This window comes from Archangium lipolyticum (assembly GCF_024623785.1).
Lineage (GTDB): Bacteria > Myxococcota > Myxococcia > Myxococcales > Myxococcaceae > Archangium > Archangium lipolyticum.
This window is the reverse complement of record NZ_JANKBZ010000002.1, coordinates 652,466-665,366: the sequence shown is the minus strand read 5'-3', so window position 1 is coordinate 665,366 and position 12,901 is coordinate 652,466. Positions and strand designations below refer to the sequence as shown.

General features: G+C 67.6%; 7 protein-coding genes. 4 read left to right on the top strand and 3 right to left on the bottom strand.

What is annotated here, in order from left to right:
* The first annotated feature begins 6 nt into the window (after nucleotides 1-6).
* Together NR810_RS06395 and asnB are read left to right on the top strand one after the other, a co-directional pair.
* Complete coding sequence (locus NR810_RS06395; RefSeq protein ID WP_257448984.1) at nucleotides 7-930, top strand: zinc-dependent alcohol dehydrogenase; 924 nt, start codon at nucleotides 7-9, stop codon at nucleotides 928-930.
* A gap of 15 nt (nucleotides 931-945) precedes the next feature.
* A complete protein-coding gene (gene asnB / locus NR810_RS06390; protein ID WP_257448982.1) occupies nucleotides 946-2,871 on the top strand; it encodes an asparagine synthase (glutamine-hydrolyzing) in 1,926 nt (641 codons plus the stop codon).
* 62 nt (nucleotides 2,872-2,933) lie between these two features.
* Here the strand turns inward: asnB and NR810_RS06385 are convergent, their stop codons facing one another.
* Together NR810_RS06385 and NR810_RS06380 are read right to left on the bottom strand one after the other, a co-directional pair.
* A complete protein-coding gene (locus NR810_RS06385) occupies nucleotides 2,934-6,749 on the bottom strand; it encodes a hypothetical protein (protein ID WP_257448979.1) in 3,816 nt (1,271 codons plus the stop codon).
* Between the two features lie 56 nt (nucleotides 6,750-6,805).
* On the bottom strand, nucleotides 6,806-8,116 hold the full coding sequence (locus tag NR810_RS06380; RefSeq protein WP_257448977.1) for a hypothetical protein: 1,311 nt from the start codon (nucleotides 8,114-8,116) through the stop codon (nucleotides 6,806-6,808).
* Nucleotides 8,117-8,523: 407 nt separating this feature from the next.
* On the opposite strand from NR810_RS06380, the gene NR810_RS06375 reads away from it, so the two are divergent.
* Complete coding sequence (locus NR810_RS06375) at nucleotides 8,524-10,269, top strand: RICIN domain-containing protein (RefSeq protein ID WP_257448975.1); 1,746 nt, start codon at nucleotides 8,524-8,526, stop codon at nucleotides 10,267-10,269.
* 30 nt (nucleotides 10,270-10,299) lie between these two features.
* Here NR810_RS06375 and NR810_RS06370 read toward each other — a convergent pair whose 3' ends face one another.
* Nucleotides 10,300-11,268, bottom strand: a complete 969-nt coding sequence (locus NR810_RS06370) for a pirin family protein (protein ID WP_407653760.1) — start codon at nucleotides 11,266-11,268, stop codon at nucleotides 10,300-10,302.
* A 119-nt stretch (nucleotides 11,269-11,387) separates the two neighbouring features.
* Between NR810_RS06370 and NR810_RS06365 the strand changes: the two genes are divergently transcribed.
* Entirely contained in the window at nucleotides 11,388-12,881 is a 1,494-nt protein-coding gene (locus tag NR810_RS06365) for a cupin-like domain-containing protein (protein WP_257448973.1), read from the top strand.
* The last annotated feature ends 20 nt before the right edge of the window (nucleotides 12,882-12,901 follow it).

The window sequence follows — 12,901 nt, the reverse complement described above, 5'->3', positions numbered from 1 at the left end:
ATGTGAATGAAGGCGCTGGTCAAGGACGAACGCACGGTGGGGCTGCGCGAGGTACCCCGGCCGGTGGCGTCGCGCGAGGATGACGTCATCATCCAGGTCGCGGTGGCGGGCCTGTGCCGCACGGACGTGTACGTGGCCGAGGGCCGGCTGCCGGTGCGTCCTCCCCTGGTGCTGGGCCACGAGCTGGCCGGCACGGTGACCGAGGTGGGCCGGTCGGTGAGCGGCCTGCCACCGGGCGAGCGCGTCACGGTCCACCCGCTGCTGGCGTGCGGCGAGTGTCCCGGGTGCCGCAAGGGCGAGCGGTGCGGGCGGCCAGCGCAGCTGGGAGTGCACCACGACGGGGCGTTCGCCGAGTACGTGCGGGTGCCGGCCTCGGCGGTGTACCGGCTGCCTCCGGGGCTGCCCTTCTCGCTGGGGGCCTACGTGGAGCCGGTGGCCGCGGCGCTGGGAGTGATGGGGGCGGGTTTGCGGCCGGGTCAGCGGGGGCTCATCTACGGGGACAACCGCATCGCCCAGCTCACGCGCCGGGTGCTGGCCGCACACGGAATGGGTGAGGTGCCGCTGTACGCGCCGCGCCGTGGAGAGCGGCTGGCGGTGGACGCGTACGACTTCATCATCGAGACGGAGCTCTCCGACCAGGCGCTGGCGGACATGCTGGAGGCGCTGCGGCCGGGCGGCACGCTGGTGCTCAAGAGCCGGCGGCACGAGCCGGTGGCGCTGCCAGTGGCGCGGGCGGTGCTCAAGGACGTGACGCTGAGGGCGGTGTCCTACGGCCCCTTCTCCGAGGCGCTCGCGCTGCTGGCCGAGGGACGTTTGAAGGTGGACGACCTGCTGGGCGAGGTGCACCCGCTGGAGGCGCACGCGGCGCTCTTCGCGGCGGCGGGACGCAGTGAGGAGCGCAAGGTTTTCTTCGCTCCGGGCCGGGGCTGAGGAGGAGCGACGGACGTGTGCGGGCTGGTGGCGTGGTACTCGGAGGAGCGGCCCGTACAGGCCGAGGCGCTGCACCGGACGGTGGGAGCGTTGCGCCACCGCGGACCGGACGGCGAAGGGCTGTGGGTGTCCGGAGACGGGCGGGTGGCGCTGGGGCACCGGCGGCTGGCGCTGGTGGACGTGGAGGGCGGGGCCCAGCCGCTCGCCAGCGAGGACGGGGCCGTGCGGGCCATCGTCAACGGCGAGCTGTACGGGCACGAGCGGCTGCGGGCGGAGCTGGAGGCACGAGGGCACCGCTTCCGGACGCGCTCGGACAGCGAGGTGCTGGTGCACCTGTACGAGGAGCACGGAGCCGGCTGCCTGCGCCACCTGCGCGGCGAGTTCGCCTTCGTGCTGTGGGACGGACGCAACCGGCTGCTGCTGGCGGGGAGGGACCGCTTCGGCGTCAAGCCGCTGTGCTACGCGCAGGTGGACGGAGGGCTGTGGCTGGCCTCGGAGGCGAAGGCACTGCTGGCGGCGGGGCTGCCCGCTGCGTGGGACGAGGGAGCCTTCTTCCACGCGGCGAGCCTCCAATATGTGCCGCCGGACCGGACGCTGTTCGCGGGCGTGAAGCAGGTGCCACCAGGGCATGTGGTGCTGGCGGTGGACGGGCACGTGCGGGTACGCCGGTACTGGGACCTGGACGTGCCTCGCCTGGAGGGCGCGCGGCCGGTGCGCACGGAGGCGGAGTGGGTGGAGGGGGTGCGGACACGGCTGGTGGAGGCGGTCCGGCTGAGACTGAGGGGAGACGTACCGGTGGCGTTCCAGCTCAGCGGAGGGCTGGACTCGAGCGCGGTGGTGGGGCTGGCGGCGCGGGAGGTGGCGGAGCCCATTCACTGCTTCACGCTGGCCTTCGAGGCGGAGGGCTATGACGAGCTGGCGCTGGCCGAGGAGACGGCGGCGCGAGTGGGGGCGGTGCTACACCCGGTGCGTGTGGGGCAGGAAGCGCTGGTGGAGGGCCTACCCGAGGCGGTGGCACAGGGCGAGGGGCTGGCCATCAACGGACACCTGGTGGCCAAGCACCTGCTGAGCCGGGCGGTGCGCGAGGCGGGCTTCAAGGTGGTGCTGACGGGAGAAGGCTCGGACGAGGTGTTCGCGGGCTACCCGCATCTGCGAAGGGACCTGCTCCAGGCGGAGACGGCGGGAGCGGGAAGGACCGAGCGGCTGGGGAAGCTGGAGGAGACGAACCTCGCGTCCGCGGGCGTGCAACTGCCCGAGGGCGAGTCCCTGCCCCTGGAGGCGGTGCGAAGGGCACTGGGTTTCATCCCGGGGTTCCTGGAAGCGAAGGGGACGCTGGGCAGACGGGTGCACGGGGTGCTGACGGAGGGATTCCTGCGGCGCTTCGAGGGGCGGGACGCGTACGCGGTGCTGATGGCGGGAGTGGACGTGGAGGGCCAGCTCGAGGGCCGGCACCGGGTGGAGCAGTCGCTGTACCTGTGGACGAAGCTGGCGCTGGCCAACTACATCCTGCGGACGCTGGGCGACGGGATGGAAATGGCACACGGGGTCGAGGGACGACTGCCCTTCCTGGACGGCGAGCTGTTCGACTTCGCGCGCGCGGTGCCGATGGAGCTGAAGATTCGGGGACCGGTGGAGAAGTACGTGCTGCGCGAGGCGATGAGGCCGTACCTGACGGAAGCGGTCTACCGAAGACAGAAGCACCCGTTGATGGCGCCGCCCCTGACACTGTTTGGCACGTCGAGGGCACAGGGCCTGGTGCAAGACGTGCTCCGCAGCCAGGCCTTCAAGACACAGCCCTTCTTCGACCCGGGGAAGGTGCTGGCGTTGCTGGAGCGGCTGCCCACGCTCACGTCACGAGAGCGGGTGGCGCAGGAGCCGGTGCTGATGATGGCGTTGACGACCGCCCTGCTGCAGGAGCGCTACCGGCTCTCCACCGGGTGAAGGAGTGAGGCCCGGTCCGGGACCGGGGTGGATAACCACCCCGGCCCCCCGGCGCACGAGCCTCAGAACTTGAATGCCTTCTTGAAGCCCTTCGAGACCGATTTGGTGACGCTCTTGGTGGTGTTCTCCACGGCCTTGGTGGCGGTGTTCACGCCCTTGGCGAGCTCCTTGGCCTCCTTGTCGGTCTTCTTGTAGACGTCCCGGAACACCTTCTCGGTGTCGTTCACCCCTTCCATCACGCCCTTGCCGACGGCGTTGGTCCACCGGGTGGCGTCACTGAACGCGTCGCGCAGCGCGGCCTCGACCTTCTTCGCCATCACCTCGGGCAGCTTCGTGAACGCATCGGGGGTCGCGTCGAGCTTGAACTTCGCGATCTTGAAGCCCTGGCCGGCGAACTCGAAGCTCGACTCGAGCACCATGTCGATGTTCTTGCCATCGATGTCGATATCGATGCTGGCCTCGATGTCGGTGTTGATCTTCGCCTTGCCCAGCGGGCCGAGGTCGATGGTCCCGATGCCCACCTTGACGGACCCGGACGCATCGAGGCCGCTCTTGCCGAACCGCACGTCGACGTCGAATTTCGCGCCAGGCACGAGCTGCCCCTTCAGCTCGAACTCGATACCCTTGGAGGTCACGCTCGCGAACAGGGAGCGCTTGACGCCGAACATCGTCAGGCCGCCGTTGATGTAGAAGTGCGGAGGCCGGAACTCCTCAACCGGTTGCTCGGGCTGGAAGAACGTCGAGATGGAGAGCTTCGGTCCACCGCCGCCCTGGGCCGCGGAGATGGAGAAGAACCGCTCGTCGACGAGCACGATCTTGTCCATCTGCGCATCCACGGAGAAGCCCTTGTTCTGCGAGATGTCGATGGTGGCCGCGGCGTCGAAGCCCAGGAACGAGATGGCGGCGTTGAGGTAGTAGCCCTGCGGGTACTTGATGGTGCCGATGAACGTCGGCTGCGGCGCGAAGTAGAACTGCGGGGAGATCCGCGCCTGGATGGCGCCCCCCTTCAGCTCCAGCTCGTAGTGCCGCATCGTGGAGAGGTCCGTCAGGTGCCACGCCGCGCCCTTCTTGTTCACCACCAGCGAGAGCTGCTGGGACGCGGACGGAATGGACACCTTCGCGGCGGCGAACGCGGCCGAGACCTTGTCGAAGGCCAGGCCGTCGAGCTCGCTGGCGAGGCTGGCCGGGAGGGTGAACTGGTGCGTGCCCTTGATGGCGAGACCCGAGAGCACCTCGTCGAACGGCGTCTTGGGGTTGCCCCCCACCAGCACGTCCACCACGTCCTTGGCCGTGAGGCTGCTGATCGACCCGGCCACCAGGCTGCGCGACGGGTCCGTCGAGTCGAAGAACACCGCCAGCGACGACTCGAAGTTCTTCACGTCGATCGTCGCGGCGATTCCCAGGCTGGGAATACCGCCCCAGTTCACTCCCATCTGCAGCGCGAGGTTGCTCAGCTTGAACGGCCCGCAGTTGATCGCCGTGGCGCCCTTCATCGTCGCCGACATGAACGCGCCGCCGGGAACGAACACCGTCGTGGCATCGAAGGTCTGCGGCTGGCCCTGGATCTTCGCCGCCAGCGTGCCGGTGAGGAAGAAGCTCGGCTTGCCGTTCGTGAGCATGACGCCGAGCTGGTAGTCGAACGGCATGCCTTGAATCTTCGTCCGCTGCCCGAAGAAGAGCTTGGAGCCCGCCGCCGGGTTCTGGCTGATGGCCACCGTCACGCGCTGCGTGCCGCCGAGCCCGAGCAGCTTCATCACCAGGTCGTGCTGCCGGTCATTCGGATCGAGCTGCCACTCGGCGAAGGCCATCAGGCCCTTGGTGACGCCTCCCGCCTGGGCGGGCAGGGCCAGCTTCTGCGTGCCGAGCTGGGGAGCGTTGAACTGCGCCAGGTCCGGGAACTGGAGGTTCGCGTTGTCCTGGCTGGAGATCACCAGCAGCAGCTTCTGCAGCCGGACGACGTCCTCGATGAGCTTGAGATCCGAGAGGCCCGGGATGCTCGAGAGCCGGACGGAGCCCAGATCCATCCCCGCGGCGAACCCCCACTGCGTCCCGGTCTTGCTGGCCTCGAAGGCGAAGAGCCCCACACCGTCGAGCGCGGTGGCGAGCTGGAAGACATAGCCGCTGCCCTGCTTGCGGATGAGCACCGACGAGTTCTTCAGCGTGAGGTCGAAGCCCGCGGGCAGCGGCGCCTTCTGGTCACACAGGCTGTCGATCAACTCGCCGACGTGGATCTCCGGGAAGCTGCCGCGGATGGCGAACTCACCCGGGTGGTTGTAGCGAGCCGAGATGCGGCTCTTGCCGAAGGCGATGTTGCCCTCGAAGGAGCCGGTCACCTTGCCCCCCTTCGCACAGGAGAGAGAGAGGGCGACGTCCTGCATCTTGAGCTTCTTGTGCCCGACATCGAGGACCCACTCGTTCGGGCGACCCGCCAGCGACGCGGAGAAGCTGTAGAAGGAGCCCGGAGCGACCGTGACGTTCATGCTGTCGATGGTCAGGTCCGCCGGGGGCGGGAGGTCCGGCACGTAGCTCTCGAGCAGCTGGCCCAGCGGGAGGCTCCGCCCGCCGAGCATCCGGGCGTACACGGCGAAACCGTTGGCGTTGCTGGCGCGGACCATGAACGGCACGCCCTCGATGTCGAGGATGCCGCCCACGTCGAGCGAGACCTGGCGCTGACCGAACGGGTCGGAGATGGAGAACTGGCACGAGAGGTCGCGCACCGCGAGGTGGTCGTCCCAGACCTTCCAGCGGCAGTCCGGCATGCCGATGGTGAAGTTGACGGAGCTGACGTACAGCCCGTTGGTGCCCACGCCGAGTGACAGGGAGACGTAGGTCAGCGCCAGCTTGCCGAGCGCCTGGCCCACCTTCTGGAGCTCGTCGGGCAGGTACTTCATGAGGTCGTCGCCACCGGCGAGGTCGGCGAGGTCGGCGAGCTTCGCCAGGGTGACACCCTGGACCTCGCCGAACAGCGTGAGCTCGTCCACGCCCCAGCGGCTGGTCGCGGTCACGTCGATGCCGATGCCAGCGCTCGGAACGGCGAGCGTGCCGGTATACGCCACGACGGGCTGGAAGCTGGGGTGCTCGCGCATCCACTTCTCGTCGTGCGGGCTGTAGATGCGGAGCTTCGGGTTCTCGAAGCGGACCTTGCCGAGCGAGCCGCCCTTGCCCAGCGAGGCGTCGAGGAGCACGCCGGGCACGTCCTGGCGCTGCCAGGGCCACTCGCGGGGATTGAGTGGGAGGGTGACGTCGGTCTCCTTGGGAATGCGGAGGGTCCCGCCCAGTGTCAGGGGCACGTCGCCGCCGAAGGTGTTGAGGAGGATGCCGAGGAGGCCGTCGGGGCGGAGCTTGCCGAGGAAGTTGATGCCGCGCTCGAGCCGGCGCCCGGTCTGCTCCACGTCCCGCGGCTCGCTGGCCACCACGAGGTAGGCGTCGGACAGGTTCAGCGAGTCGAGATAGGGAATCTGACCGGCGAGGCGATCGACGGGCGTGGGGGAGTTGCCGTCATACGGCGAGGGGATGGGGGTCTCGTAGTTGAGGACCCTGGGCAGCCCGGGCAGGCTGCGCGAGAACTTCCAGCGGTCCGTCCCGGGGGTGGCGCCGATGAGCTGGTACCAGAGCGCCGCCCCGACGTTGCCGTTGGCGAGGCTGGAGAACGTGGCGTCGACGGGGAGGTCCGGCATCTCCATGAAGCTGGAGCGGCCGGAGACGCGCACCTGGTTGGACCCGCTCTCCGGCGCGGGCTGGGCCCCGGTGATGACCAGGGGCTGGTTGCCGTAGTAGTCGATGAGCAGGTTGTCGATGTTCGAGGTCAGGGTCCCGGCGCTGGCGACGACCTTGCCGTCCACGCTCTGGAGCGCGTTCTTCAAATCCTGGCTATTCATTTCAAGTCACCCGTGTAGATGAGGAGGTCCCGCGATCAACCAGACGTCTGGGATGGCTAGGGCAGCTGCAACTTGACCGGCGTGAAGGGTTGCGGCTTGTAGGCGACGAGCCGCTGCGTGCCCTCGGGCGCCCAGGTCTCCAGCGCACCCGTGGGCTTCTCCACCCAGGCGGGGTCGAGCAGGGTCTGCCCCTTTTCGTCGAGGTGGGAGAGATAGATGGGGCGATCGTTCACCACCGGGAGCTCGCCCAGGTACTCCTCGGGGTCCTGGTAGTTCTTGGCGGGCTTGCCCTCGCTGGCGTCCTTGGCCTGCTGGGCTTTCCTGGCAGCCTCGGCGTACTCCGGCGGCATCTCGTTCTTCGGTACGCAGCGGAAGATGCTCGAGGACTTATAGGGCAGCAGCCCGTAACCTCTGGCCATCTGCGTGGCCATCTTCGCCACGCCGAGGTCACCGTCCACCCGCATGAAATAGCCATCCTCGTAGAGGGCGAAGTTGGCGGGCTCCACCGCCTTGTTGCAGGCCACGAGCAGGTGGACGTCGACGCAGGGACCTTCTCCCTTCTGCTTCACGAAGTAGTCCCGCATCACGGCGTTCTTGAGGATCTTCGCGCCGTGATCCAGGCAGACCTCGAGGCCGAAGCGGAGGCCGTCCGTGTCGAGGACGTTGTGACCGATCATGCTGAACTTCGGGTCGTCCTTCTTCGCCAGGAGGTCCTTGAACAGGATGTTCTTCTCGGCGCTCTTGCTCGCGTCCACCTTGTCGGAGTCCGAGACGGCGTGCTTGTGGATGCACGTGAACGGCGCGTTCACCGCCCCGCCCTTGAACATGATGGCGGTGTTGAAGAAGGCGTAGTCGTCGACGAGCTTGCTCCCCAGTATCGTGCTCTTCTCGGTCTTGACGGGCTCGCTCCACAAGATGGTCCCGGGCACGAACAGCCAGTCGCGGTAGTTCTCGTGGCTGAACAGCTCCCGGAGCTTGCTGATGATCCGCGTCATGGCCTCCCGGGTGTAGGTGTTGCCCTTGCCGATGCCATCGTCCTTCGCCTTCGAGGAGGCGTCCTTCCACGGCCGGAAGGTGAACTCGGGCGTCATGAAGATCTTGAGGGTCTTGGAGCTGTCCGTGTTCTTGAGCTTCTCGCGCGCGAGCTCGACGATGGCGTACAGGCGTTTGAGCCGGATCCGCTCATCGACCGCCATCTTCTCGTCGAAGATCGCAACGGGAGGCTTGTTCGCGTCCTCGTCAGGCCGCGTGGGGTTGACCTTGGGCTCGTCGCCGGGCTTCGTCGCGTCGTTGGTGAAGTGTTCCCAGGCGATGAGCTGGAGGTGGGTATAGGTGCGGTGCTCGTAGGGCTTCGGCTGCTGGGGCATGAGCGATCTCCTCGGGCGTCGGAAGCTGAGACACGTGAGCCGGCGGAGCGGGCAAGCCGGTGCGACGGGCCCTTGGATGATGCGGCGCGTTACCGGAATTGTCTGAATTCAACGTCTTGACCCCCGGTACGGAATTCATTCACCCTGCCACGGCATGTTAACGCTCACATGCCCAGCCGTTGCCGCGCCCAGACGTCTTCCGTCGTCGAACGTCAACGAAAGGTAGGAACCCGATGGCTTCGTCATCCGTCACGAGGCGACTCACGCTCGCAGCCGAAGAAGTTGTCAGCGGGATTTGTGTCCCGCTGCTCTGCCTGGCGCTCGTTCTCCTTCCTGCGTCGAGAGCCCATGCCACGGGGGAGCTCACGTTTCTCAACCCGCTGCTGGAGAATGGAGCGGACCCCTGGTTGCAGTACCACAACGGCAACTACTATCTGGCCACCACGACGTGGAACTCCCAGGTGGTGATGCGCAAGGCACCGACGCTCGCGGGCCTGCGCACCGCGGCTCCCGTCCACGTGTGGTCGGACACGACCGCGGACCGGTGTTGCAGCCACTGGGCGCCAGAGTTCCACCGGCTCACCGGGCCCAATGGCACCCGCTGGTACTACATGTACAGCTCGGGCCGCAGTGGCACCCTCGACTACCAACATCTCACCGTGCTGGAGAGTGCCGGCGATGACCCGATGGGCCCGTACTCGCTCAAGGGGTCTCCGATGGAGACGACCTGGAACATCGACGGCACCTATATGCAGCTCAACGGGGCCCTCTACCTGCTCTGGTCGGAATGGGAAGGCCCGGATCAGAGTCTGTGGATCGCGCGGATGAGCAATCCGTGGACGATCACCGGCTCGAAGGTGAACATCTCCAAGCCTGTCTATAGCTGGGAGATCGAGGGCGGCCGGACCAACGAGGGTCCAGAGGTGTTGCAGCGCAATGGCCAGACGTACATCGTGTTCTCGGCCAGCTCCTGCAACACGCCGTACTACAAGCTGGGCCTGTTGACCCTCACCGGGAGCAATCCGCTCAGCGCCTCGTCGTGGACCAAGTCCCCCACCCCTGTGTTCCAGGCCGCCAACGGCGTCTACGGTCCGGGCCACAATGGATTCTTCACCTCACCCGATGGCAAGGAGAACTGGATCGTCTACCACGGCAATGCGAGCTCCAGTCAGGGCTGTGGCTCGACACGGTCCACCCGGGCCCAGCCGTTCTCCTGGAACTCCAATGGCACGCCGTCCTTCGGCTCCCCCGTGTCGACCAGCACCGCTCTGGCCGTCCCCTCGGGGGAACACGGACCGATCACCACCGCGGTTCGAGGTGCGGCGTACCAGTTGGTCAACCGCAACAGTGGCCTGTGCGCGGGAGTGACCGGCGGTTCCGGCTCGGACGGGGCCGACGTGGCACAGCACGCCTGCGGCACGACCTCCACCGAGTGGGTGCTCGACTCCACCGCGGACGGCTACTACCGGCTGGTCAACCGCTCCAGCAACAAGGTGCTGGATATGGCTGACTGTGGCACCAGCGACGGCACCAACGTGCGCCAGTGGGCCTGGGTGAACAATGCCTGCCAGCAATGGCAGGTCACCCCCACCACGGACGGCTGGTTCCGGCTGCAGAACCGCCATAGCGGCAAGGTGCTCGACGTCGCCAACTGCTCCACCACCAGCGGCGCCGACATCCGTCAATGGGGCTGGCTGGGCAACAACTGCCAGCAGTGGCGGCTGCAACCGGTGGGCAATCTGGCGATCGTCAGCGCGCAGAGTGGCAAGGTGCTCGACGTCGCCAACTGCTCCACCGCCAGCGGCGCCGACGTGCGTCAATGGCCCTGGCTCGACACCACCTGCCAGAAGTGGACCTTCCATCACACCGACAACGGCTTCTACCGGATCGTGCCGACCCACGCCGCCAGCAGCTGCCTCGCGGTCAGCGGAGGCTCCACCGCGGACGGCGCCAACATCGACCAGGGCGGATGCTCGGGCACCCAGAGTCAATGGCGCGTCGATTTCCTCGCCGATGGCTCGGTGCGGTTGGTCGCGCGGCACAGCGGCAAGGTCGTCGACCTGGCCAACTGTGGCCTCGCCGACGGCACCGACATCGCCCAGTGGAGCTGGTTGGACAACATCTGCCAACGCTTCCACCTGATGCCGGAGTAGCGGCGGCAGGGGCGCTCCCGGCCTCGCGGCTCACGCCTTGTCCAGCACACCGTTCCGATAGTCCTCGATGGCCCGTTGGATCTCCGCCTCGGTGTTCATCACGAACGGACCGTACTGGACGATGGGCTCCCGGAGCGGCTTCGCCGCGGCGACGAGCACCGCGCTGCGCTGGTTCGTCGCGCGAATCCGCAGCCGCTTGCCGGGACCGAAGAGGGCGAGCTGGCCGGCGCCCACCCTCTTCGTCCCCGCCTCCGGGCCGAAGGTGACCTCTCCACCGGAGACGAACGCGAACGACGTGTGAGCGTCCGGCAGCTCGAGCTCGAAGGGCTGGTCATCCTCCAGGGTCAGGGTGAGGAGGATCGGCTGCGTTGGGCGCTCGCGCACGGGACCGGCGAGTCCGTTCGGCGCGCCAGCGATGACCCTCATCCGGCTCCCGGCCGACGAGAGCTTCGACTCGGCGAGCCGCGTTGGCTCGAGGTCCTGGTAGTACGGAGGGCACATCTTCTCCTTCGCCGGCAGGTTGAGCCAGAGCTGGAAGCCGGACATCAACCCCTGCTCCTGCTCCGGCATCTCGGAGTGGATGATGCCGCGACCGGCCGTCATCCACTGCGAGCCGCCTCCCTGGATGAGCCCCGAGTTCCCCTGGCTGTCGCGGTGCCGCATGTGACCGTCGAGCATCACCGTCACCGTCTCGAAGCCGCGGTGGGGATGGGACGGGAAGCCGGCGATGTACGCGTTCGGGTCATCCGAGTGGAAGCGGTCGAGCATGAGGAACGGGTCGAGGTGGCGCAGCGCGGGCTGGCCAATGGCGCGCGTGAGCCGCACGCCAGCGCCATCCGTCGTCGCGAGGCCCGGCAGCGTCCGCACCACGGTCCGGTCGGACGTGGGGAGATAGGCGGGAGCCCGCGATGGGGATTCGGTCCCGGAGCGGCACCCCGCCGCCAGGGCGACCGTCGTCCACATCGAGTCACGGAGGAACTGCCGGCGCGTCGTTCTCATGGAGGACGGAATGATAGATGGACTCGGGGCCTCATGGGGGGCATTGACGTGCGCTACGCGGGTAGGTGAAGTGGAAACCTGGTTCTGGCTCAGGAGTCCTGGGCCCCGGAGGCCCGTGGATGTCAGCCCTTGGCCCGAATGAGCCCTGCTCGTGTGGGAGTGGCAAGGAGTCCAAGCACTGCTGCGCGCCTCCCGTGGATTTCGATTCCGTGGAGTCGCTCGAGTGTGCCCTGGCCCGTGAGCCTCTGGACCTGGAGTACAGGTACAGACTCGTGGACTTGTACATCCGCCAGCGGGGAGAGCATCGGAAGGCCTTGAAGTTGCTGGAGGAGATATCGCCGTGGCAACTGACGGCCACCACCGCGCAGGAGGTCTGGCGCCTGAGGGGCGAATGCCTCAAGCAGCTCGGCGAACTGCCGGCCGCGGTGGAGGCGTACCAGCAGGCCGTGACGAGCGAGCTCGCGGCGCTGGAATCGGGAAACCCGCCAGAGCGAGCCGCGGGGACTTCGTTCTTCCACCTCGGCCGCGCGCTGCTGCTGACGCGGGAGCTCGCCAGGGCCGAAGCCACCGCGCGGCGGGGATTGGAGCGGTTCCCGGAGCGGTGGCAGCTCCAAGACATCCTGGCGGTGGCGCTCCACAAGCAGGGGCGCACGGCGGAGGCCCTGGAGGTGTACCGTCAGGCCGCGCGGCACCTGCAAGGGATGTATCCGCCCCAGGTCGCGCGCGTCTCGGGCATCTACGGCAGCATGCTCGCGTACATCCTGCATGGCTCACCGGCGGCCAGGGTGGAGGAGCCCACTTCGAGCGGGGCGCATCCGGATGGTGGGTGGGCAGTGGAACGGGTGCCCGAGCTGGACTCCCCATTTCGGAACATCGAGCGCCGGGACCGGTTGAGCCCCGAGGAGTTCATTGCCGAGTACGCGCTCAAGAATCGTCCCGTGCTGCTCAGCGGAATCCTGGAGGACTGGCCCGCCTGGCGGAACTGGACGAAGTCCGCGCTCCTGCAACGACATGGGGACACCTGGGTTCAGGTGCGCAAGAGCAGCGACGTCACGGACGACAACTACCAGGAAGGCCGCCAGCGGCCTCGCATGCGGCTGCGTGAGTACGTCGAGCAGGTGATGGGCAAGGGGGCCTCGGGCGAGCGCGATCCGCTCTATCTCTTCGGATTGCAGTTGCTCGAGGGGGTGGAGAGCGATTACCGCCACCCGCCGCATTTCGCGGGCCCCATGTATGCCTTCGATGAGGAGCAGCGCCATGCCAGGGCGTTGTTCTACGTGGGGCCGGCCTACTCGGGGGTGAGCTTCCACCAACACACGGCGGCCTGGAACGCGTTGCTCTTTGGCTACAAGCGGTGGTTCCTGCTGCCACCGTTCCACTTCCATGGCCCCACGACGATTGCCATGCACGAGTGGGCCCGGGCCCACCGGGAGCCCTTCGCGGCGGAGCTGCATGAGTGCGTGCAAGGGCCGGGAGAGGTGCTGTTCGTGCCGCAGTACTGGTACCACGCGGTGCTCAACGTCTCGGATTGCGTGGGGATCGCGGTGGAGCTGGGGCCCAACTCGAGGCTCTTCCAGCACCAACTCGACAGTGCGGCTTCAGGAGCGGCCTGACGGAGGGTGGACACATGGGC

Excerpts from the sequence above, each read along its gene's own strand:
- NR810_RS06395 (WP_257448984.1), top strand. The coding sequence starts at position 7 with ATGAAGGCGCTGGTCAAGGACGAACGCACGGTGGGGCTGCGCGAGGTA.
- NR810_RS06385 (WP_257448979.1), bottom strand. The coding sequence starts at position 6,749 with ATGAATAGCCAGGATTTGAAGAACGCGCTCCAGAGCGTGGACGGCAAG.
- NR810_RS06380 (WP_257448977.1), bottom strand. The coding sequence starts at position 8,116 with ATGCCCCAGCAGCCGAAGCCCTACGAGCACCGCACCTATACCCACCTC.
- NR810_RS06370 (WP_407653760.1), bottom strand. The coding sequence starts at position 11,268 with ATGAGAACGACGCGCCGGCAGTTCCTCCGTGACTCGATGTGGACGACG.
- NR810_RS06365 (WP_257448973.1), top strand. The coding sequence starts at position 11,388 with ATGTCAGCCCTTGGCCCGAATGAGCCCTGCTCGTGTGGGAGTGGCAAG.